The following is a 22,498-nucleotide window of genomic DNA, read 5'->3' as shown; positions in this document are numbered from 1 at the left end:
ATTGAATCCCATGGGGCAAGCCCTATTATGGCAAAATGTAGGATATTAATAACAAGAATGTTTAATAACAGGGATGATGGTAACAAGGGGTAGGTAATTAATAGCTGGCTGCTTGTATAAAAACTCGTATTTACACAAGGGGAATTAATTGTTGGTTGTTGAAAAAATTATTGGGCATCGAGGAGCTTCGGCTTATGCTCCTGAAAATACTTTGGCTTCATTTGATAAAGCTTTGACTTTAGGATGTCGCTTCATTGAGTTTGATGTAATGTGTAGCGCCGATGGAGAGCCTTTTGTAATTCATGACGATAATTTAAAAAGAACCACGAACGGACGTGGCGAAGTGGGCTTGGTTGAAGCGAGTTATTTGCAATCTTTGGATGCAGGTTCATGGTTTTCGCGGCAATTTAAAGGGGAATCTATTCCTCATTTTAAAGAAGTTTTGAAATGGTTATCTTTTGCAGGTGTACAGGCAAATGTGGAAATCAAACCTTATCCGGGTGCAGAAGAACAAACAGCTGTAGCGGTGATGAGTCATATCCAACGGTATTGGCCCCAAGATAAAGAGTTACCTTTAGTTTCCAGTTTTTCTTGGGATGCCCTTGTATTATGCCGCAGTATTGCACCAGAAATGCCTTTAGGTTTGCTACTTCATGAATGGGATGAGCAATGGCAACAAAAAGCAAAGCAATTGGAATGTTTTTCCATTCATTTTAATCGAAGAGTGTTAACCGAGCAGCGGGTAAAAGCAATCAAAGCTGCGGGCTATATTCTTTGTGCTTATACGGTGAACCGCAGACGTTTGGCTAATAAATTATTTGGCTGGGGCGTCGATGCGGTCTTTAGTGATTATCCCGACTTACTCGCATGAAAAAAATACTTCTTTATTTATTCATTATCTTTTCTACCTTCTCAGTCCAGGCAAAACGGGTAGAGTTAATGTTTTGGCATGGAATGGCTGGGCATTTAGGGGAAGAAGTGAGATTTTTGGCTGATGAATTTAATCACAGTCAAAGTCAATACACTATTAAACCGGTTTATAAGGGCAATTATGTAGAAACATTAACGAGTTTTGCTGCTGCATTTAGAGCACATCACCCGCCTGCGATAGTACAAATTTTTGAAGTGGGTACTGCCATTATGGAGTCACCAGAGGGGGTAATCAAACCGGTAGATGAACTTATGCAGGAACAAGGAATAACCTTGCCCAAAGAGGACTTTATTCCGTCTATTCGTGAGTTTTATAGTAAAAATGGGCACTTGATGGCTTTGCCTTTTAACCTCTCCGTTGCAACTTTGTATTACAACCTGGATGTCCTTGCCAAAGTTGGTTATTCCCAGGCTAATTTTCCGCGCACCTGGGGTGAAATGGAAGTGCTGGCAAAAAAGTTAAAAAAAGCAGGTTATGATTGTACTTATACTACAGCCTATCCAGGCTGGGTGCTTTTTGAATCGTTTTTGGCGATTCATGGATTACCTTTGACTCAGGATAATCCGGTTCGCGCCGTTTATGTAACACCACAATTGGTCCGTCATTTTGAACGTTTGCAGCGTTGGTACACACTGCATTATTTCAGATATGCAGGCAGAGTTGATGATGCCACCATTTTATTTACTAGTGGGGTTTGCCCCTTATTTAGCCAATCATCGGGTGCTTATAACAGTTTATCTGCCTTGGTACCGTTTCATTTAGGCATTGCTAGTATGCCTTTGGATACCTCAGTAAGTCAGGTGAGGCACGCAAATGTTGCCGGAGGAGCTGCGTTATGGGCAGTAGCGGGTCAATCGGAGACTCATTATAAGGGAATAGCGCAATTTTTTGCGTTTATTGCAAAACCTGAAATACAGAAGCGATGGCATGAGCAAACTGGTTATCTTCCTATAGGCTTACAAGGAATTTATGCGGATATTTTGCAAAGCAGTACTCATCCTACCTTATTAATGGCACGTACTGATTTAACAGGGGAGGTTTTGGAAAAAACATTACCTCGCTTTGGGCCACAAAATCAGATTCGCGGTATAAACGATGAAGTCTTAGAGGCAATGTTTGCAGGTCTTCTGAGTCCGAAGGATGCGTTGCACGAATCTGCGGTACGTACTGATCATGTGTTGTGGCGCTTTGCTAGGAATACTAAAGGACAATAATCAATTAATTCGTTCTGGCCATGAATATATGGGATGGAGTTATACGGAGTTTTAATCTATGAATATAAAAAAACCTCCGCCGAGGCGGAGGTTTAATCTAGGTAAAAGAACACTTATCTCAAATTTAGAGAGTTAGTTCTTGTTTTATTCCAAGTTGCTCTTCCAGTTTTGTTGCATTTTTTTGCATTTTTTCCAATGTTGTGCTTCCTTCTTGGATTACTTTTTCAAGTTTAGTATTCTCAACCTTTAGCAGTTCAATGTCCTTTTCTATGATTGAGATGTTTTGTGCTATTTCTTCGAGTGCTCCCTTCGTGTCACTTGCACCTATTCCCATTGCTGGTCGCAAAAGTGATTCTCTCACCCACTGAAGATAGTAGAAGGGATTTCTAGCAAATTCCGTTGGAAGATTTTGTCCTAATTTTCTTCCTGGGAGAATCGATAATTCGTCTACAGACTTAGCTAATTGCTCGAGTTTGTCTTTTACTTTTTCTTTTATGTCTAAGGTCTTTTTCAAATCATTTAATCGTCCCTCAGCCAACTCCAAGTTCTTCTTCTGTCTCTCAATCTCCTGGGGTAACGGTTGATATTGTTTAAACAGACTAGAAGTTTGATAGCTTCGTATTACACTTTGAAGGCTAATAATAGCTTTTTCTTCTAATTGTGCCTGTTTTTCTCGGTTCAACATTACTGCTCTTGTTTTTGCTGCCGATTCTTTAGGATCAATAATCTCTTCTACAGTAAGAATTAAACCTTTACCTTCATATCGTTTATCAATGTATTGTTGAGCACGAGCTAAAACATCTTTATTTCGTACACAACGACCAGTTGCCTGCGGACCTGAAAGTATTCCGTTAATCACATTAATATCTGATTCAATTACCGGCGAATAAGTGTTGATAATTTGCACGTTTAAGATATCTTTGATACTAACTCCGGTTGCAATGACCGGATCCGCTACAATCTGTGTCCTAAGGCCTACTTCAATTTGAGCAAGTTGATCATCAATTGTTGATTGCTGTGTCCCCATATCAATTGCACTGGCATAACTTTCAGTCGCTTTTAAAGCTTTTAAGTCAACTGGAGCAGCTTTGGTTACAATATCAGATATAGGTTTTGAGGCTTTGATGCTGCTAACCATTTCTTCTGCTCTATCCAAAATCAACTTGACAATGGCATCTTTTTGCTCTGCAGGCAATTTGGAAATGGGGGCTCCCAACTTCGTCAATGCTTCATTTAATTTTATTCTGCTTTTCCCTTCACAATCTTTCAGCTTAGACAAAAACATCTCATGAATCTCGCCATTTCTTATCTTATATTTTGCGATATGCTGATCCCAGTCTTTTATATATTCTTCCAGTTTATGAGTTCGGTCCTTTTCAGCAAGATCATTAGGTTTTTCATTAAAGACAAGTGCAAGCGCGTAGCTATTTATTGTTCTTTGAATATCTTTTTGCTGTTCTTTATCGATATCCCTTTTTAAATCTACTGGGCGTACTGGAACTTCTTGTTCTATTGTTGTCTTCTCCACTCCGGCATTGAACTTTTTAGCCAATTGCAATTTTGCTTCAATTTCAGAAGTTCGTCTTAATTCAGCAACTTTAGCTTGGAATTGTTCAATCGTGGGGCCATCTCCCTTTGCAATATTTTGATAAATTTCAGCTAATTTCTCACGAGTCGCTTTGTCATCGGAGAAAGCCATATTGCGTTGACAACGAATACGATTCAATTCCAACGCTTGCTCAATGGCCATTTCTTGAGCTTTAGAATCTTCAATATCAGTATGTGCTTCCTTTATCTTTTCTTTTAATTCAACAGGATCCGTATAACCATTCATTCCTTCTTTAAGATAATAATCATCAAAGTAATGGCTTACAGCTTCAGTAACTAAATCTTTCTCTGCCAGATATGCTATTTCTGGTTGAATGGGACGAATTGTTCCTAACTCAATTGCTGCCCCAAGACTTAAATCATCTAGAGGTTCACCCGAGAAAAGATCATACAATTTGGAAGTGGGTGTAGCTGTTAATGCCAGAATTGAATTTCGATCCTTTAATCCTTTTAAAATTTGAGCGTCTTCATCATTAAATGTATGACGATGGCTTTCATCGATTAAAACCATGGAATCTTTTATTTCACCAGCAATAATTTTGAACAAAGGATGCTCAGCTTGTAAAACGATTTGATCAAAATGCTCCTCAGAAGTATCTGCAATCACAGTGGCAAAATATTCTTTGATGGCTTGGATATCAAGCTCAGTCAACGGCTGATCCCAGTCAACGTCAACATTTCGTTTTAGGGTATCAAAAGTAAACACGGTAGGAGTATGCTTATTACCATTGATAACACCAGCACCAAGCATCTTTTGAGTTTCAAGTGATTGTTGATCAACCAAGGTTTTATCAGGAACAATCATAACGGTGCGTCCAACAGCTTGAGCAATACCAGCCATAACGATACTCTTACCTGAACCGGTTCCCATCACTGCAAGTCGTTGTTCTTTCCCTATTTTCAGACTGTTGTAAAATTTAGCTAATATTTCTGTTTGATAAGCATGTGGAATGAAAGATTTGGTTTCTACAGATAACCCTTTCTTAGTGACCGCATGAAGATCACCTTCTTTGTCATAAATCAATTTAACCGTTGCGGTCTGAGCTGGATCAAAAAATAATTTTCCTCGGCTCACTTCAGCTTTTAATTTACTGGTGATCTTAACAGTATATTCTTGTTTGTCATCTTGAATTCCATCATAGGTCATATCAACAGTGTAAATAGCACCACCGATAGTAATTGCGGCAATGAGATGTGGCTTACGGTCTTCTTTTTCGACCCAATGACTTTTTGACTCACCTGGTTTCCCTGCCTGTGCTAAAATCGCTTTCACGACATTACCAATTTTAGGCTCTTTCTTTGAGTTTTCTATATCAATAAGTTTTTCCGCCTGACCTACTGTAACTACTGCCCCATTAGTAACAACTTCTTTTAATAAGTGAACAGCTGCAACGGTATCGGTGTAATCTTTAAGATCTTCAATTTGTTTTTCAACAATTTTACTTTCTGCGCCCATATGATTCTCCCCTTAAGAATGCTTTTTAACTTTATTTAGGTTAGGTCATTGTGAGTTTATTAGTGGATGTAGGTCACAATTTACCTAATAGAGGGGATTATACAAAAAAAATATTAAGTGACTATTAAGTGATTTCATTGAAAACAAATTAATCATTTGGAGGTATAATTAATAATACAGTCGTAGTGAAGAAAAGATGGATTGTATTTTTATTATTTACTGTATTTTAAATTTCTTTTCTTTGTTAATATTTGTGGCTAGATGGCTCTTTTTTAATGACATATAATTGAGTCTTTTGTTTGAGAAAAGATGACACACAACAGGATAGTAAGGGCGAGGGCGGAAAATGGCATATCTTAAGTTCAATCAAGGTGGGATAAAAAATAAAATTAATACTCGCCTTATTAGTTTAGGTCTAGAACCTGATGATCGAATGATGAAAACTCTTGAAGAGAATCCCCAATACGTGAATCGTCTTACTTCTTTATTCAATGTCTTAAAAAAATATAAGATTGTATTGAATGATTCGCTGCATAGGGCGATAGCAAGTAATGTCGCTCAGGCAGGAGCGCTGGTTGACTTATTAGAATTTATGCACGCAGAAAAGATTGATCTCGCATTTATATCAATAGAACGTTTATTGGCGAGTGCAAAATCTGAAACCACCCTAAAACAAGGGATGCAAATACTTAAAACTCATAATTCACTTAATTCTGCGAGTTTGAATCTGATGTTCCTTTATCCGGAACAATCTTTATTAATTGCTGATTTAATCGTTAATTTTCAAAAACACGCATACTCTACTGATAAAATAATTGAAAAGCTTGATCAATTTTCAGTAGAGAATATAAGTACAGTGATTGAACTCCTAACGATGCTGTTAAATAAAAATCTCTATTATTTTGAATGTTTCGATATTCTTTTAAGACAACAAGAATATGTACATAAAATTTATGAAGGTGCTAAAAAACTTGCTGCGGAAGATAAACTTGCACCAAGTTATTTCGAGGTTGTTGAGAAGTTCCCTAAAAACGCCAATATTTTTGCAAATATTATTTTGTTATTAAATCATGGGTCAATAATTGATTATCGAAAAACTGAAGATGTATTAATAGCAAGCAAATTAGGAATTGGGGAGTTTCATTTTTTGACTCATTTGCAGCAGGCAAATATGTTAGATGTGGAAAACTATAAAAAAATTTGCCAATATAATCATCCTATTTTAACCAATCCGGAAGTGATTGAACTATTTGGCAGTCTTCCCTTATTTGAAGAATTCGATAAAACTGAGTTAGAAAAAATGCTGACTTTAATTACTGAAGATCCAAGTCTAGATATTCATTTAGCTGAATTCATTGAACTGATTCAAAAACACCAGTTCAGCAACAAGCCCCATTTATAAGCAGATGAAATTTTTTTTGCTTAATACTGCTGTTATGTGATATATTTTGTCCTTAGAGAACAATTTAAGGACAGTTATGGCTGATACTACTAATTGCCAAGAGCCCGGACCAGTGGGAAATAGAAGCACTCAAACAATGCTCAGAGCTCTAAATGATGCTGCAAAAGCGGAGGAGCCGGTTAACGATTTTGTTAGCCGTTTGAGAAGGTTAAATTTGGAACCTGATGAGGGAATGCTCAGACTTCTTTCAGACTATCCTAACTATGGTAATCGTCTCATTTCTTTATTCAAGATGTTTAAACAAACTAACGTTTCGATGACTGATAAGCTTTCAGATATCATTTCCAAGAATATTAGCAGTGTCGGTGGAGCGGTCAATTTGTTAGGATTAATAAAGGAACTAGAGATTGATCCTCAAACGATTTCATTGGTCTGTTTATTTGATGCTGCGCGATTTGATTTAAATATAGCTCAAAGTGCACGTGAACTTCACCATCAAGGCCAACTTGATTTAGCTACTTTTAAATTGTTGCTTAATTACCCAGAGCAATCACTTGAAATTTCAAGATTACTCATTAATCTTCAAGAACATGCATACAATGTTGAAAGTCTTGTAGAGAGGCTTGGTGCCAGTTCGATTACCGCCAAACATATGAGCACCATACTGGATCTACTTAATTTAATGCTTGAGAATGAGAGCTATTACTCAAATGCAGTTGATATTTTTTTAAGACAAGAACAATATATCACTAAAATTTATGAAGGGGCTATAAAACTTGTATCTGAACATTATCCCTTGTGTACCTATTTTGAGCTGATTGAGAAAAATCCACAAAATGCTAATGTTTTTGCGAAAAATATTTTGTTATTCCACAATGCATCACTCATCAAACCTGATAATGATTTATTCGAGATAAGCAAGTTAGGGGTCGGAGCATACCATTTCATGAAACATTTACAACAAGCAGATATGTTAAGTGCCGCGAACCTTCAAACAATGGGTAAGCCCAATAATATATTGAATCAAAAAGAGGTGATTGAAAATTTAAGTAGTCTTCCTTTAATCACCAACTTCGAAAGTGAAGAATTAGCACAGATGTTAGAATTAGCGAACAAAGAGGAAGTTTCCCCGAAAGAGATTCAAATCTTCAATGCACTACTAAAGGATCATCTTATTTCATCCAGTATCTGCGCACCCTCTCTAAGTAACTGAGCAAACAGCTTCGCTGTTTGCTTTCCTTTACAAATCAAACTTGAACTCAACACAGGTCAACTTACTTCCAATTTGAGGTAAGATTAAAAGTCTGATGCCCATCAATCTTTTAATTTCCCTGGTATTGAAGTTTTGGCAGAGCATTCAGTTGCAGCTGAATTGCTTGCTGCCGGGCAGCTTCATCTTCTTTTTCTTTTATGGCAAGAGCATCATTAATGGCATTAAGCTCAGTTTCTTGTTGGATAATTTCAGGACTGTCCAGAGATGTATCAGCATCTACGGGCACGTCTGGGTAAGCTACTTGTGGCGGATTATACCCAGGAGCATAAGTATAATGGATTGGTTGATATGTTGTTCCAACCACATAGGCAGTTGGAGCGCAACCAGTGAGAATAAATGCTATTCCTAAGAGACTACCGGTCCAGGGTTTCTTTATCATAAGACATTGCCTTTAAAGCCTATTGGATTAGCTTTTTTGCTTAATATTGTATAATTATAGATCAAAAGGTTGAATAACTGTTCTGTTTCGGGGTGCGAAGGACACGTGAGTTGAAATACGGATCATTTGGTAGCCTCCCGGTTCCTGCTTTATGGAGCCGGGCGTGGACAGTTATAAGGGTTCTAGGAAATTCTCAAGACTAGGTTTTTGGCCCAAGCGATACTGATAAACAATATAGAACGCCATGATATTCTTTAAATAATTTCGCGTTTCTTGCCAAGGTAAGGTCTCTATCCAAACATCAATCTCTTTAGGAGGATGGGTTTTTAACCAATAAACAACTTGTTTTGGTCCTGCATTATAGGCTGCAGCCATGAGGATGGGGTGATTACCGAACCGCTTTGCAAGCTGTTTTAAATAAGCTACACCAATATTGATATTCTTTTGAGATAGAAACAACTGCTTTTGATCATTATAAGGAATCTTGTCAGCTTTTGAGACCACTCTCGCCGTATAAGGCATGACTTGCATTAGACCTCGAGCACCTACCGAAGAAGTTGCATCATCTCTAAAGCCACTTTCCTGCCGAATAATTGCGTAAATAAATTCCGGTGCAACCGCATATTTTTTAGAATAAAGTGAAACGCTATTTTTATAAGCCAACGGAAACCTTAACGAAAGTTGGTTATTTAAGGTTTCGTTATTGCTCAAATAGACCGATTTACCATGCCATTCAAGTTTTTGATCAATCCAGTAGACCAAGGCACTCGCCTCATCTTTGGGTAATTCACTAATGAAATCATTGAGCAAACGTGATGCTTGAAGCGTTTGTTTGCTGGTGTAGAGCGTTTCGATTTGATCAATAAAGGCCTGATAGGGTTTCAAAATCTCCAAGTTTGTGGTCGGAGTTTCATTGGTAAAACTGGGGTTCTTATTAAGATGGAGACTGGCTAGAAAACCATAATACTGTCTGTTTTTGGCTAAAGGTTCATAAAGAGTTCGCGCCTCTACTTTTTTTCCTTGTTCTTCTAAGGAGCGTGCTAACCAGTACTGCCAACAGGGTTCACTTTTCCGTTTGGAATCATTAATTAATTCAGCGACTTGAGGCCAGTTTTTTCGTTTTAAAGCAAAACGTATTTGCCAATCCAATAATACATCATTGTAGTATTCTGGTTTCACTTTGGTAAACCATTGCAAGGCATCTTCATGATTTCTCATGGCCTTATAAAGTGCAATATGGGCTAAAAATGCTTGGTTCTGCGCTGAGTTTAGCATTTTTTGAGTTTTACTTTGTTGCCATAATTTAAGCGCTTTATTCATATTAATTGAAACCATACGCTTAAGGCCATAAAGATAGATGCTGCTATTTAATCCACCTGGAGGTAACTTAATAATGTTCTCCGGATTTTGATAAACGGCATTTAAATTATTCAACTCAGCTAAATGAGGTGTTTTATATTGTTTTAATAGATATCGTGCTAATTGAATATTGCGTTGATCTAAAGCCAAATCAATTCGTTGGGTAATTAAATTTTGATCAAAGTTATTATCTTTAAGAAGAATATCAAACAAACTGTTGCAAGAAGGAGGTTTTGATTCACCGCTCAGCCATAAAGGGATAGATTCTTTCAGGGCTTCTTGTTCTTTACCCGTATTGTATTTTGCAATTTGTTCATAACAAACAAGATTCAAATCATTAGAGGGTTGATAATATTGGCTAAAGTGGATCCAATCTCTATTCTTAGCCAATTCATACAGCCACTTTTCACGCAATTTTGTGGATAAAGGAGTTGTTCCACTAATGAAATCCAAAAAGGTTTCGCTGGGTGTGGCTGTGGTTGGAAGATTTTGGGTAAAGGATAAATAGGTATTAAAACGTTGCATATAGGCTTCCCCTGAGAGGGCAAGGCAAACCTGAGAACTAAATATTCCACATAGGAGTAAAATAATTTTTTTCATAACTGTCTTAATTAATTTCTTGAATATTTGCTAATTGTTTTCGCATGGCATCAATTGTTTCTTTATAATTTTTGCTCTTGAAAACTGCAGCACCGGCTACAAATTGGTTTGCACCCGCGCGCGCCAAAGTAGCAATATTATCAATGTTTACTCCCCCATCGACACACAGATCAAGTTGAGGATAGAGTTTCCGGATTTGTGGGATTTTATCAATAATTTCAGTTATCATTTTTTGTCCCCCAAAGCCTGGATTTACGGTCATGATCAGGACAAAGTCTAGTTTATAGGCACACCAGGTCAAGATTTCAATGGGTGTAGCTGGATTTAATACAAGACCTGCTTCACATCCTAAATCTTTTATAAGGTTCAAACTGCGATCAAGGTGTATGGTGGCATCTGGATGAATACTAATTCTTTTTGCTCCTGCATTTGCGAACGATTCAATGAGTGCATCAACAGGTTCAACCATCAGATGAACATCAATGGGGAGGTGCGGAAAACGCTTGCGAAACGCCTCACAGAATGCCGGTCCAAATGTTAGATTGGGTACATAATGATTATCCATGACATCAAAATGAATAAAATCTGCTCCCGCATTCATTACAGATTCTACTTCATTGCCCAAACACATGAGATCCGCAGATAAAATCGAGGGTAAAATATGATAAGTCATAGGAGTAGTTTTTTTAATTTGAATAAGTATTATATCATATGCTGTCTTAAGAAAACATTCTACGATGTTGTATCAAGAGGGTTGGATTTTATTGTCTTTAGTGAATGAAACAAACCTATGCAAGGCTCGTTGCAGCTTGAAAATTTGGTCAAAATATGAGACAATATGTTTCTATTTCTGCTCTTGTAATTTTTGAAAATTATCTCAGATAATGCAAGATTACAGAGACCTAATCATGCTTTTTAGGGAGGATAATATGAATCAAAACTGGCCTACCAGAGACAGAGATTTACAAGCAGCCCGTGTGATTATGGAAGAATATGCGAGTGAACGTGAAAGTGACTCATTAGGTCTTTTTGAAATTGTGGTCGATCAAACGGAAAAAAAAATGAGTTTCCGTTTATCCGCATGGGTCGTTACTTTAGCAAAGCATTTTAATTCAATGTATGGACTAAGTCAGGGCGATTTTGTAACGCGACAAGTGATTACACGTTGTCTTACTCAAGGACAGACCTTACATTAATAAGATTTTCCAACAAGGCCTGGAAAAAGAGCACAGGATCTAATCCAGGCTTTCATAAGAACTAAACATCTCAGATTATACCCATTCTCCGGTGCACTTAAAATTCAAAAAGGTATTTATCATAATTCAATTTAAAGTCCTTAGAATTTTGGAATTGGACGAGGGCTTGATTTATTTGGGTTAATAAATCTGGATCAGCAGGATTGATGGCTATTCCATAGCCATGACCGTACATGTAGGGTGGGCCTATTAATTTAAATGAATCTGCAGAATTCGATGCCCAATAAACAGCCGTTGCATTATCCAGCAAAATAATATCTACATCGCCTCTGCCTAATGCTGATAATTGGTCTTCAATGCCAGGATATTCCTTAATATTGGGATTTTTTACACCCATCTCTAAAAGTTGGTCTAAAAATACGGTCCCCGATTCGAGTCCTATGGTTTTAGTATTTAACAAATCGAGATTAAAAGGTTCTTTGGAAATAGACTTTCTTTCTAAAAATCGCGAATAACTGAGTAAATAAGGTAAACTGAAATTGACTATTTTAGCGCGATCCTGAGTAATCGTTATCGAACTGACTGCGACATCTAATTTTTTGCTGGCAACTGCATCGATCAATTGAGCAAAACGCATCACATGAAAGGCACATTTCCGATTCATGATTTGGCATAGACTGTTCATCATATCAACATCGAAACCATAGGCTTCATTATGAGATCCTTGCATCACAAATGGGGGATCAAAGCTCTCAATACCTACATCTAAAGGTTCACCCAGAGCAAAGAGCGAGGAAGTAGAACAAATAAATGCAATCAGTATTAATCGAATCATTTTGAATCTATGAATTGTTATTGATTTTTATAGGTTATATTATAACGAGAGTATTAATTTTGGGAATGAAATATAAGAAATTTATGCAAATAGAAATTCCTGAGTTATTGCAAGCAAAAGCATGGTTCATTGAAAAACATCTCTCTGGTGTGCACCATCCTTTGCGTGAAAGTGCCATTAAGTTACTTCTTATTAGTGATTATGCATCAAGGCAGATTCAATTATTAAAAATATTACTTATGGAAGATGAATGCTGTTCTTTGCTGTCACGTGAAGACTACTTTCATGCTTTAAAAAATATATCATTCCAACAGCCGCAAGCCTCTTATTTACGAGCCTTGCGTCAATTTCGTAATACTCATTTTTTACGCTTACTGCTTCTAGAACTATCCGGTATTGCAAACACAGAGCAAATTCTCTGCGCCTGGTCTGATTGCGCCGATGCACTTATTTTGCACGCAATAGATTATTGCAAACACGAGTTGTCCGGACGTTATGGTATTCCGCGGGATAATGCCGGAGATGAAGTCGAGTTATACACGCTGGCAATGGGAAAGCTGGGAGGAAGAGAGTTAAATTATTCTTCTGATGTGGATCTTATTTTCGCATATACGATGGTCGGAGAAACCGATGGTGAGGAGCATATTGATAATCAGCATTATTTTAGCCGATTGGTTCAGCAACTGGTGCAAACATTACAAAATGTAACTGCAGATGGATTCGTGTTTCGGGTCGATTTAAGATTACGCCCCAATGGAGACAGTGGACCCCTGGTTTCAAGCTTGGCTGCAATGGAAACTTATTACCAAGAGCAAGGGCGTGATTGGGAACGATATGCTATGGTTAAGACTCGGGTAATTACTGAGAACGTAGATGAGCTCCAACCCTGGTTTAAGCGTTTAATTGTTCCTTTTGTATATCGCCGCTATGTGGATTTTAGCGTTATTGAATCGTTGCGTAGTATGAAAGCTATGATTGAGCGGGAAGTTCAATTAAATCCACGTTTGGATGATATAAAACGAGGTCGAGGTGGCATTAGGGAAGTAGAGTTTGTTATTCAGAATTTTCAGTTAATACGGGGTGGTCGTTTGCCCCAATTACAAGAACAAAATGCTTTGACGGCACTTACTGTTTTAAAGCACGAGAAATTATTACCTCATACTGACGCTTTAAAACAAGCGTATCTTTTTTTACGGAAACTCGAAAATACCCTCCAAAGTTTAAATGATCAGCAGACTCATTCATTGCCCGAAGATCTGGTGAAACAAAAGCAAATTACTCTCGCTATGGGATATCTTTCTTGGGACGATTTAATTAATAAATTACATAAATATCAGCGTATTATAAGTTTCGCATTCCATTCAGTACTTGGTAAAGTTAAAGATTATGAAGATGAGAAAAGACTCTTAGCCAATCAATTATCCAGCCTTTGGCAAGGACATGTTGAAACCAGTATGGCAATTAATTTGTTAACCAGCTTAGGTTTTGAAGATGCGACGCATTGTTATCAAATGATCCATTCTTTTCGTCATAGTCCTCGTTGTCGTCGGTTAACCCAAGGCGCACGCATGCGTCTGGACCGATTCATGGTGATGTTACTTGCTGAACTCACTCAGGTTGAAAAAACGGATGAAGTTTTATTACAAGTTATGCACCTGTTGGAAAATATTGTTGGTCGTAGCGCGTATCTTGCTTTATTAACCGAGAATCCTCAGGTTTTAACTGAATTGTTGTTTTGGTTTGCCCAAAGTCCGTTTATCACTTCTTTATTAGTGAACCAACCCTTTTTGTTGGAAGTATTGTTGGATCAAGGACAAGAATGGCGTCCTCAATCCTTGCATCAATTGCAAAGGCTATTGATAGAAAAACTAGCTCATCATCCTGATGTGGAAGTGCAAGAGGAATTATTGCGCCAATTTAAACTTACCAATTGGTTAATGGCTGCACGTGCTGAACTATATGGTTTTTGTAATGCAGTACGTATTGGTCAATTTTTGTCTGATGTAGCACAAGTTATTGTAAATCAGGTTTTAGTGATCGCAAGCGAACAATTGGATTTACGATATCCGGAGATGGAACAAGCCAAATCACATTTTGTAATTATTGCGTATGGTAAGCTGGGAAGTCGTGAAATGAATTATGCTTCAGATTTGGATTTGGTTTTTTTACATTCTGCGAAACCCGCAGAAGAGGGATTGATTACTCGTTTAACTCAAAAAATTTTGCATATGCTAACAACACGTTCTCAGTCTGGAGTACTTTATACAGTAGATACACGTCTTAGACCTTCTGGTGCAGCGGGGTTGTTAGTAAGTCACGTTGATGCTTTTGTGGCATATCAAAAAAATCAGGCTTGGACATGGGAACATCAGGCGTTACTAAAGGCGCGTGTTCTGACAGGAAATACCCGGATCAGGAATACATTTCTGCAATTGAAAAAATCGGTATTATTGTTAGCACGCGATAAGCCTACTTTGCTGCATGATGTATTAGCGATGAGATCCAAAATGGAACAGTATCAAGATAGGAATTCTATTTCGGGTGGTTTGTTGGACCTGGAATTTTTAGTTCAGTTTTTAATACTCCATCTAGGAGAGCCTTCTTCAGCTCGATACACTAATACATTAAGTCAATTACATCATTTGTTCTTAGTAGGTGCGTTAAGTAAAGAGCAGTACACTTTCTTTAAAAAAGCATATAAGAAACACCATCAATTACTGCACCAAAATTTGCTGCGTCCCGGCAGTGTAAAGGACCAAAGCCTGCAGGATGAAATATTAGCAATGTGTAAAGAAATTTATAATCGCACTCTGTAGCCTGTTGGCGCGCTGCGAACCCCGGTGATTAAAGGAGAGATTCGCATTAGTAATCTAGGTTATAGCTGCGCCTTCACTCTGGTTACTTCAAGCTAGTGGTTGAATTCGGCATAAAGGTCGTAATCATCACTATCTGTGATAACTACCTCGGCAAAAGAGCCCGCTTTAATACCCGGAGTAGGTGGTAGGATAACAAGACCGTCAATTTCCGGAGCATCACTTTGGCTGCGTGCGATAATTTGTTCCTGCCCTACCTCATCAATTAAGACGGTTTGGATGCTACCTATTTTATTTTCCAGTTTATTGCGACTAATTTCTGCTTGTAATTGCATAAAACGATGATAACGTTCCTCTTTAATTTCTTCGGGTACTGGATCACTTAATTCATTGGCCTTGGCCCCTTCCACCGGAGAGTATTTGAAACAACCTACTCTATCCAACTGTGCTTCCTCAAGAAAGTCGAGTAGTTCTTCAAACTCCTCTTCTGTTTCCCCAGGAAAACCCACGATAAAGGTCGAGCGGAGAGTGATATCTGGACAAGTTTCTCGCCAAGAAGCAATGCGTAATAAAGTGTTTTCACTGCTTGCAGGACGTTTCATTGCTTTGAGTATCCGTGAATTAGCATGTTGTAATGGAATATCCAAATAGGGGAGAATCAATCCATCACGCATTAAAGGGATAATCTCATCTACATGCGGATAAGGATAAACATAATGCAGGCGAACCCAAATACCCAGCTCGCCTAATTGTTCGCATAAATCATAAAAACGTGTGTTAACTGTTTTGTTTTTCCAGCTGACAGGTTGATAGCGTGTATCTACCCCATAGGCGCTAGTATCCTGAGAAATCACCAAAATTTCGTTAACCCCTGCATCTTTTAATTTTTGGGCTTCAGTTAAAACCTGGGCCATGGGGTAACTTTGTAACTTTCCACGCATTGTAGGGATAATGCAAAAGGTACATTTTTGATTGCATCCCTCAGATATTTTCAAGTAAGCATAATGACGAGGGGTTAATTTAATCCCTTGTGGCGGAATAAGTTGTGTAAATGGATCCACCGGCGGAGGTAAATGCTGGTGAACTGCATTAATTACTTCTTCATAGGCATGCGCACCGCTAATGTGCAAAACATCAGGGCAAGCTTCTTTAATAATTTCCGCTTTAGCGCCTAAGCAACCGGTGACAATAACACGTCCATTTTCAGCCATTGCTTCTTTTATGGTATCCAATGATTCTTTGACCGCACTATCAATAAACCCACAGGTATTAATTACTACCACACCTGCATCTTGATAACTGGATACTAATTCATATCCTTGTGCACGCAGTTGGGTAATGATACGTTCTGAATCGACTAATGCTTTGGGACAACCCAGGCTAACAAAACCTACTTTATGATTCATAAAACTCTAACTGTAAAAAAAGTGAACGAATTATACCTCTTAATGCATCTTATTGTCGACAGGATTCTTTGATTTAAATCATTTTTTGATGGAACTTACTTGATTATTATTTTGATTTAAAAAGGCATACACATTAGCCATGGTTTCATTCCATGAAGGAAAGTTCTCGTAGGTGGAAAGAGAAGAAATACTCATTTCCATTAACATGTCTCGATCTTTAATTAATTTGATAATGTAATCTCGAAGCATAGTGCTATCTCCGGGTTCGATCAAGAATCCATTAATCCTATCATGGACAATTTCCGGAACCCCTCCAGTGTTACTTGCGATAACGGGGATACCTGCTCCCATTGCTTCGGTATAAACAATTCCATAACTCTCAAAATAGGAAGGAACAATCAATACATGCTGTGAGAGCAGTTCCTTTTTCAAGTGTTCAATATCCAGTAAGCCATGAATTTTGATATTTGCTTCTAGTTTTAAGGTGCGAATCATCGTGAAGATTTTTTGGGTATACTTAAAATCAAAATTAAAATCACCAACGATGGATAATTGCCATAAGTCGTGATCTATTTCGGATAAGGCCTGAAGGAGTAGATGCAGCCCCTTGTTATATAATAAATTGCCAACAAAAATAATCATGAATTTGTTATTTTGACACTTAAATTTAATGTTATTTTTTTTAATATCCAATTGCAGGCGATCTTTACCAGGGTAAGCAATCAATGAATTTTGATGGGATCCAATAATTTTGAAGATGGATTGTTCTGTAGAAATACTATTGAAAATAAAACCATCGACTGACTTAAGGTATAGACGCTCGATTTTTTTGGTTATCCATTTAGTCCAAAAATGGTGTAATGCATGCGCTTGTAACAAATGCACAATACTTATAATCGGAAAATCCCTTATTTTTTTTAGCTTGTTATTCAAAATAAATAATGAACTAAAATTCATTTCATCTTCTAGAAGAACATCAGGAGAAAACTCAATCACTTCGTTGAGGAGTTTTTTTGAAAAATTATAGCTAAGTAATCCCCAAAAACCTTTTGGCTGTTGGGAGAAAACCTTAACGACTACTCCTTGTGCACGTAGATATTCAACTAACTTATGGTCATAAATATAGCCACCCGTAGTGGTATTTAGGGACCCATATACAATTAATCCTACGCGCATTTTGCTTCTCGATAGCTGGCTTGAGCAATCTCATCTTCCCATAATCGCACCGTAATTTGGCTGCTCGTTGGGAGTTCAAAATGATGATTAAATTTTTGCCAGAGAATTTTAGAAAACAATTCAAGACTCGGATTTTGATTCTTAAACTCAGGGAGCTCATTTAATGTTTTATCCTGGAAATAGGATATTAATTGGTCAATACGTGCTTTTACTTCAACAATATCAATCAGGAAATTGTATTGATCCAGTTTTGTATCTTCAATTTCGAGTTCGAAACTATAATGGTGAGAATGTCTCTCATTTTCTGCCCCAAAATCTTTTCCGATTAAAAAATGTTGGGCAATGAAATTTTTTCGTAACATTAGACAATGCATTTTTACACCTCATAAGTTAAAGTGATAAATAAAGTATCCTTTGGATTAGAAGCCAATAATTGATACGCTGCATCTGCCTCCGTAATATGAATGTTATGCGAAATAAAACGAGACGGTTTTATTTTTTCCAACATGTTAAATGCAACTTCGATACGTCGCTCTTTAGTCCATCTGCCTTGAAGTTCAGAAGCAATGGTACTGACTTGACTGGCGATGACTTTAATTCGATTTCGATGAAATTTACCTCCTAAATCAATAGAACATGATTTTCTGCCATACCACGACCCTAGAACGATGCGTCCCTCAAAAGCTGCAAACTCAATGGCAGTATTGAGCGCATCCGGATTACCGGTCAATTCATAAATAAGATCTATCGTGTTCTGTTGTGACTGTTCCAGGTATTGATTAAATTGCAACTTAAGATCTGGATGTGTGGCATCAAAAACATATTCTGCCCCTAACTCCTTACATAAGGTTCTTCTTTTTTCATATAAATCAATTCCTATAAGGGTAGTTAAGGGGAATTGTTGCAGTAAGGCAGTAGTAAGAATGCCTACCACACCCAGCCCTAAAATGAGAACATTTTCTCCAATCAAAGGAGAGCCATCTAATACTAAGTTGATTGCTGTTTCCATATTGGGTAGGAATAAAGCATCATAGGGCGATATATGCTCGGGTAAAAGGATTAGATGTTGTTCCTTTGCGCAAAAATAACTTTCATGCGGATTGAAGACGAAAACCCATTTATTTAATAAGTGGTTTAATTTTTTATTGCCTGTCTCAATGACTTTCCCCACAGAACAATAACCATATTTAAATGGATAATTCAGTTTGTGCCTAAGCGAGGGAATGCTTGTATCAATGCAGAGGTCGGTGGGCATTAAACCGCGATAAAAAAGCATTTCCGTCCCTGCACTGATGCCTGACAAGACATTTTGCACTAACACTTCATCTGTTTTTGGCCTGGGAATTGATTCTTCCAGGACAGAAACTTGGTTAGGTTTATTAAAATACAATACATGGTTTTTCAATGTAGATTCCTTTCTATATCAGCCATGATAATAATATCCTTGCCGAGTTTATATTGAAGTACGTTTTTTAGTTGAGGAAAGCCTACGTGTTCCTTTATTTCTTTCGATAATACCGAAACTCCGCCAACGAAAATGGGAGCTACCGTTATAATTACTTTGTCGACATGGTTTTCATTAAGAAAATTGGTGATAATGCCTCTTCCGCCTTCCACCATTACTGTCTTAATACCCAAAGTAAATAACTTTTCTAAAGTTTGGTTTAAATCTGTTCGACCTTCACTTGTTGCATCAACTTGCACGACCGTCGCATTCATTTCATTGAGTAATTTTTGTTTTTCCGGATCCGCCTGATCGGTAGTGAAAATTATAGGAGGTTTTGAGTTTTTCAAAACCCGTGCAGTTAAAGGAATACGCAGTTTACTGTCTAATATAACAACTTGTGGATTATTCCCTTTATAATGTCGTACGGTTAGAAGAGGATCATCTGCAATAATGGTTCCCACTCCAACCAAAATGGCATCATTTTCAGAACGCAATTTGTGCGTCATTACTAGAGATTCTTGAGAGCTCAACATGAGTCTTTTTTTGCGGTGAAATGAAATGGAGCCATCCAAGCTTTGTGCATAAGCCAAGGTGACTAAAGGTTTTTTCTTTTTAAAGAAAGAAGAACATTTTTCGTATAACTCTTTGAGATCTTCTTCTTCAAAAACATGGTTCATTTTTTGGGTTTTAGTCAACAGATAAAATGCATTATGATGGTGTATAGAACCTTTGATAGGGACTCTTGAGGTGACATTTAATTGATACTGATTGAGCGCTTCAATTTTTTTAGGATTATTAGTAAGCAAACGAAGCGATTTGATTTGTAATTCTTTTAAAATTTGAGCGGCCACTTCATAAGAACGCTCATCTCCTCCATGACCTAATGCTAAATTCGCATCCACTGTATCCTTACCCTGATCTTGTAAGTTATAAGTGCGTAATTTATCGATTAATCCAATTCCCCGTCCTTCTTGGCGAAGGTAAATAATAATTCCCCGACCTTCAATAGCAATTTGACTCATACTCAATTGTAATTGCTCACCACAATCACAGCGTAAGGAGCCTAAAATATCGCCTGTCATACATTCGGAATGAATTCGAACTAAAATATTATCTTCGTTATGTACTGCACCATAGGTGAGTAATAGATGCTCTTTATCATCTTGATTTGTAGTAAAGAGTGAAAGCTCAAAATCCCCATATTTTGAAGGAATTGCTGCAGAAACTTCTTTTTTTACAATCAGTTGATTATCCATAATCTGTTCCTTAGACGGAATTCCGCCCCTCAGGTTTCTTATTGCCTATATAACTATAGTCCATAAAAAAAGACGGTCAACTTATAATCACTTAAGTAAAACAATAATCACAGCATCCATTTATATTTGTAGGTGTGTTATTTATGAGCATCGTTAATTTTGGGAAAGATTTGGGAATTACTAGCATCTGTTGAGCAGCTGTGACAGGAATAATCCACTTTAAAGCTGAATAATTATGAAAAAATGCATTGTTATCTTCAAAGAGATTAAGGTAATCCTTAGGATTATTCTATTTGATTTAAGATTTTTAAAAACTTATTTGCTGAAACTTCACCCACCACTGTAAGACTATTAAGCTCTTTACCTTGGGCATCTAAAAAAATAAAAGTTGGAGGTGCTACCACATGAAAGTGGTTGAGTAGCGCTTTATTTTCGGCATTGTTTGCGGTGACATCTATTTTTATTACCGTAAAGCGAGCTAATTCTTTTTGCACCTGAGGATCTTTGAATGTAGTTGTTTCCATTACTTTACATGAAGTGCACCAATCCGCATAAAAATCCAGCATCACGGGTTTGCCATAGGCATCCGCTATTGCTTGTTTTATCGTGGTCAAGCTCTGATCCTGCTGTAGTTTAATGGGGGCAGCGCTCGCGGATTGTATGGTTAAAGGTTGTAATGGATTTGTGGCACCCATACTGGCACCCACTAAAATCAAGAACCCATAGACGAGGAGAATGAGCCCTATACCCTGATTGAATTTTTCGCGATGAGTCACAGAATAGGTGAGGGCACCACTGTAAATCCCTGAAAAAATGAGTAAGCTTGCCCAAAGGAGCATGCTGATCAATGGGGGAGCTATTCGAGCGATGAGGGTAATGGCAACGGCAATAAAAATAATGCCAAATAGGGATTTGATGGTATTCATCCAGTCGCCAGTTTCAGGTAACCATCTGCCAGCAGAAGTCCCAATGAGAAGAAGTGGAGTGCCCATTCCCAAACTTAAGACAAATAAAGTCAGACATCCTAAAAGAACATTCCCGGTCTGAGCAATATAGGTTAATACTCCAATCAGTGGCGCAGTTACACAAGGCGAGAGAATCAGAGTGGATAAACACCCCATAATTGCGGCCCCAAAATAGTGCCCGCCCCTTTGATTACTGGAGCCGTGTATTTTCGCTTGCCAAGAATGGGGTAGCTTAAATTCATAAAATCCAAACATGGATAAAGCCAGCAGAACAAAAATCAGGCTAAATACTCCCAAAGCCCAAGGTGATTGCATGCTAATTTGCAAGTTGGCTCCTAGCAAAGCCACTACAGCCCCAATGATTGAATAGGTAATCGACATGCTAAGTACGTAGCTTAGCGAAAGAAAAAATGCTTTTCTTGTGGTAATTTCTTTACCATGACCTACAATAATTCCTGATAAAACCGGAACCATAGGTAGAATGCATGGTGTGAATGATAAAAGTAAACCAAATCCATAAAAAGAGAAGAGAATTAGGAACCAATTGTGGCTCAAAAAGATTTTAGTCACCCCATCATTTTGTGATTCTTCAGTAACTTCGGGCTCAATATTTGGGAGTGGCTCCAAATTCACGTGTGCTAAAGCCAAATCATTATCTATGGACAATTGAATTTTCTTAGTTTCCGGAGCATAACAAAAACCATCATCAGAACATCCCTGATAATGTAAATCAATTAAGGCATCTCCTGGCTTATTCCCTAAAATTCCAACGGGAATAGTGACTTGATTCCGATAGACAGAAAACTCATGTCCTAATTTATCTATTTTTTTCTCCGGGGGGGGAAAACGCAGGGTTCCTAAATGAACTGTGCCATTTTTTTCCGTTGTTAATTTGATGCGATCGCTATAAAGAAAATAATGGGGTTTGATCTGGAAATTAATTGCAAATGTATTAGGATCAATCTTGTTTGCATTCACATGAAATACTTCAGCAGCCGGAAGTGGGTTTGCATGGAGAGCAAATGTAGTTATGCAGCAAAATAACAATAAAAACCATTTTCTCATCTGAAAACCTTTATAATTCGGAGCTTAAAATAGATATATGGGTTACTATATCAGAACATCCCGTAGTGTGAATAAAAATAAATACTAAAATTTTTTTATTTTAACCCTTGAAACTTA

General features: G+C 37.6%; 17 protein-coding genes. 6 read left to right on the top strand and 11 right to left on the bottom strand.

Features of this window, described 5'->3' with window-relative positions:
• Window positions 1-151: 151 nt before the first annotated feature.
• Together ugpQ and ACWTE2_RS28725 are read left to right on the top strand one after the other, a co-directional pair.
• Window positions 152-871: a glycerophosphodiester phosphodiesterase gene (gene ugpQ / locus ACWTE2_RS28730; protein WP_182393593.1), complete on the top strand. Its 720-nt coding sequence runs from the start codon at window positions 152-154 to the stop codon at window positions 869-871.
• Window positions 868-2,145, top strand: coding sequence for an extracellular solute-binding protein (locus ACWTE2_RS28725; RefSeq protein WP_454785428.1), 1,278 nt, complete (start codon window positions 868-870; stop codon window positions 2,143-2,145). Before ugpQ ends, ACWTE2_RS28725 begins: the two co-directional genes overlap by 4 nt.
• Window positions 2,146-2,269: 124 nt before the next feature.
• Here the strand turns inward: ACWTE2_RS28725 and ACWTE2_RS28720 are convergent, their stop codons facing one another.
• The gene (locus tag ACWTE2_RS28720; protein WP_454785427.1) at window positions 2,270-5,209 is read right to left on the bottom strand and encodes a DEAD/DEAH box helicase family protein; all 2,940 of its coding nucleotides are present in this window, start codon (window positions 5,207-5,209) and stop codon (window positions 2,270-2,272) included.
• A gap of 346 nt (window positions 5,210-5,555) precedes the next feature.
• On the opposite strand from ACWTE2_RS28720, the gene ACWTE2_RS28715 reads away from it, so the two are divergent.
• Together ACWTE2_RS28715 and ACWTE2_RS28710 are read left to right on the top strand one after the other, a co-directional pair.
• Complete coding sequence (locus ACWTE2_RS28715) at window positions 5,556-6,611, top strand: hypothetical protein (RefSeq protein WP_454785426.1); 1,056 nt, start codon at window positions 5,556-5,558, stop codon at window positions 6,609-6,611.
• A 76-nt stretch (window positions 6,612-6,687) separates the two neighbouring features.
• Entirely contained in the window at window positions 6,688-7,824 is a 1,137-nt protein-coding gene (locus tag ACWTE2_RS28710; RefSeq protein WP_454785425.1) for a hypothetical protein, read from the top strand.
• Window positions 7,825-7,933: 109 nt separating this feature from the next.
• Here the strand turns inward: ACWTE2_RS28710 and ACWTE2_RS28705 are convergent, their stop codons facing one another.
• The 3 genes from ACWTE2_RS28705 to rpe form a co-directional block, all read right to left on the bottom strand.
• The gene (locus ACWTE2_RS28705; RefSeq protein WP_454785424.1) at window positions 7,934-8,263 is read right to left on the bottom strand and encodes a hypothetical protein; all 330 of its coding nucleotides are present in this window, start codon (window positions 8,261-8,263) and stop codon (window positions 7,934-7,936) included.
• Between the two features lie 171 nt (window positions 8,264-8,434).
• Complete coding sequence (locus tag ACWTE2_RS28700; protein WP_454785423.1) at window positions 8,435-10,222, bottom strand: transglycosylase SLT domain-containing protein; 1,788 nt, start codon at window positions 10,220-10,222, stop codon at window positions 8,435-8,437.
• A 7-nt stretch (window positions 10,223-10,229) separates the two neighbouring features.
• The gene (rpe, locus tag ACWTE2_RS28695; RefSeq protein WP_454785422.1) at window positions 10,230-10,895 is read right to left on the bottom strand and encodes a ribulose-phosphate 3-epimerase; all 666 of its coding nucleotides are present in this window, start codon (window positions 10,893-10,895) and stop codon (window positions 10,230-10,232) included.
• Window positions 10,896-11,151: 256 nt separating this feature from the next.
• On the opposite strand from rpe, the gene ACWTE2_RS28690 reads away from it, so the two are divergent.
• The gene (locus tag ACWTE2_RS28690) at window positions 11,152-11,418 is read left to right on the top strand and encodes a hypothetical protein (RefSeq protein ID WP_182392699.1); all 267 of its coding nucleotides are present in this window, start codon (window positions 11,152-11,154) and stop codon (window positions 11,416-11,418) included.
• A 97-nt stretch (window positions 11,419-11,515) separates the two neighbouring features.
• Here ACWTE2_RS28690 and ACWTE2_RS28685 read toward each other — a convergent pair whose 3' ends face one another.
• Window positions 11,516-12,253: a transporter substrate-binding domain-containing protein gene (locus ACWTE2_RS28685; RefSeq protein ID WP_454785421.1), complete on the bottom strand. Its 738-nt coding sequence runs from the start codon at window positions 12,251-12,253 to the stop codon at window positions 11,516-11,518.
• An 83-nt stretch (window positions 12,254-12,336) separates the two neighbouring features.
• Here ACWTE2_RS28685 and glnE point away from each other — a divergent pair, with 83 nt between their 5' ends.
• Entirely contained in the window at window positions 12,337-15,069 is a 2,733-nt protein-coding gene (glnE, locus tag ACWTE2_RS28680) for a bifunctional [glutamate--ammonia ligase]-adenylyl-L-tyrosine phosphorylase/[glutamate--ammonia-ligase] adenylyltransferase (RefSeq protein WP_454785420.1), read from the top strand.
• Window positions 15,070-15,161: 92 nt separating this feature from the next.
• Here glnE and rimO read toward each other — a convergent pair whose 3' ends face one another.
• The 6 genes from rimO to dsbD form a co-directional block, all read right to left on the bottom strand.
• Window positions 15,162-16,472, bottom strand: coding sequence for a 30S ribosomal protein S12 methylthiotransferase RimO (rimO, locus tag ACWTE2_RS28675; RefSeq protein ID WP_454785419.1), 1,311 nt, complete (start codon window positions 16,470-16,472; stop codon window positions 15,162-15,164).
• 78 nt (window positions 16,473-16,550) lie between these two features.
• Window positions 16,551-17,648, bottom strand: a complete 1,098-nt coding sequence (locus ACWTE2_RS28670; RefSeq protein WP_454785418.1) for a glycosyltransferase family 4 protein — start codon at window positions 17,646-17,648, stop codon at window positions 16,551-16,553.
• Window positions 17,639-18,010 carry a 6-pyruvoyl trahydropterin synthase family protein gene (locus ACWTE2_RS28665; protein WP_255464324.1) on the bottom strand — a complete coding sequence of 124 codons (372 nt, stop codon included), beginning with the start codon at window positions 18,008-18,010 and terminating at the stop codon, window positions 17,639-17,641. Before ACWTE2_RS28665 ends, ACWTE2_RS28670 begins: the two co-directional genes overlap by 10 nt.
• A gap of 14 nt (window positions 18,011-18,024) precedes the next feature.
• Window positions 18,025-19,053: a zinc-dependent alcohol dehydrogenase gene (locus ACWTE2_RS28660; protein ID WP_454785417.1), complete on the bottom strand. Its 1,029-nt coding sequence runs from the start codon at window positions 19,051-19,053 to the stop codon at window positions 18,025-18,027.
• Window positions 19,050-20,351: a GTP cyclohydrolase II gene (ribA, locus tag ACWTE2_RS28655; protein ID WP_454785416.1), complete on the bottom strand. Its 1,302-nt coding sequence runs from the start codon at window positions 20,349-20,351 to the stop codon at window positions 19,050-19,052. The genes ACWTE2_RS28660 and ribA overlap by 4 nt, the downstream gene beginning before the upstream one ends.
• 284 nt (window positions 20,352-20,635) lie before the next feature.
• On the bottom strand, window positions 20,636-22,381 hold the full coding sequence (gene dsbD / locus ACWTE2_RS28650) for a protein-disulfide reductase DsbD (protein WP_454785415.1): 1,746 nt from the start codon (window positions 22,379-22,381) through the stop codon (window positions 20,636-20,638).
• Window positions 22,382-22,498: the final 117 nt, after the last annotated feature.

Source organism: Legionella nigrisilvae, from assembly GCF_977063395.2.
The sequence above is the reverse complement of the archived record's forward strand: the minus strand, read 5'-3'. Positions and strand labels throughout refer to the sequence as shown.

Bases quoted from the DNA above. Each gene is read 5' to 3' on its own strand.
- rpe (WP_454785422.1), bottom strand. From the start codon at position 10,895: ATGACTTATCATATTTTACCCTCGATTTTATCTGCGGATCTCATGTGT.
- rimO (WP_454785419.1), bottom strand. From the start codon at position 16,472: ATGAATCATAAAGTAGGTTTTGTTAGCCTGGGTTGTCCCAAAGCATTA.
- ACWTE2_RS28700 (WP_454785423.1), bottom strand. From the start codon at position 10,222: ATGAAAAAAATTATTTTACTCCTATGTGGAATATTTAGTTCTCAGGTT.
- glnE (WP_454785420.1), top strand. From the start codon at position 12,337: ATGCAAATAGAAATTCCTGAGTTATTGCAAGCAAAAGCATGGTTCATT.
- ACWTE2_RS28725 (WP_454785428.1), top strand. From the start codon at position 868: ATGAAAAAAATACTTCTTTATTTATTCATTATCTTTTCTACCTTCTCA.
- ACWTE2_RS28715 (WP_454785426.1), top strand. From the start codon at position 5,556: ATGGCATATCTTAAGTTCAATCAAGGTGGGATAAAAAATAAAATTAAT.
- ACWTE2_RS28710 (WP_454785425.1), top strand. From the start codon at position 6,688: ATGGCTGATACTACTAATTGCCAAGAGCCCGGACCAGTGGGAAATAGA.
- ACWTE2_RS28670 (WP_454785418.1), bottom strand. From the start codon at position 17,648: ATGCGCGTAGGATTAATTGTATATGGGTCCCTAAATACCACTACGGGT.
- ACWTE2_RS28705 (WP_454785424.1), bottom strand. From the start codon at position 8,263: ATGATAAAGAAACCCTGGACCGGTAGTCTCTTAGGAATAGCATTTATT.
- ACWTE2_RS28690 (WP_182392699.1), top strand. From the start codon at position 11,152: ATGAATCAAAACTGGCCTACCAGAGACAGAGATTTACAAGCAGCCCGT.
- ACWTE2_RS28720 (WP_454785427.1), bottom strand. From the start codon at position 5,209: ATGGGCGCAGAAAGTAAAATTGTTGAAAAACAAATTGAAGATCTTAAA.
- ACWTE2_RS28685 (WP_454785421.1), bottom strand. From the start codon at position 12,253: ATGATTCGATTAATACTGATTGCATTTATTTGTTCTACTTCCTCGCTC.
- ribA (WP_454785416.1), bottom strand. From the start codon at position 20,351: ATGGATAATCAACTGATTGTAAAAAAAGAAGTTTCTGCAGCAATTCCT.
- ACWTE2_RS28665 (WP_255464324.1), bottom strand. From the start codon at position 18,010: ATGTTACGAAAAAATTTCATTGCCCAACATTTTTTAATCGGAAAAGAT.
- dsbD (WP_454785415.1), bottom strand. From the start codon at position 22,381: ATGAGAAAATGGTTTTTATTGTTATTTTGCTGCATAACTACATTTGCT.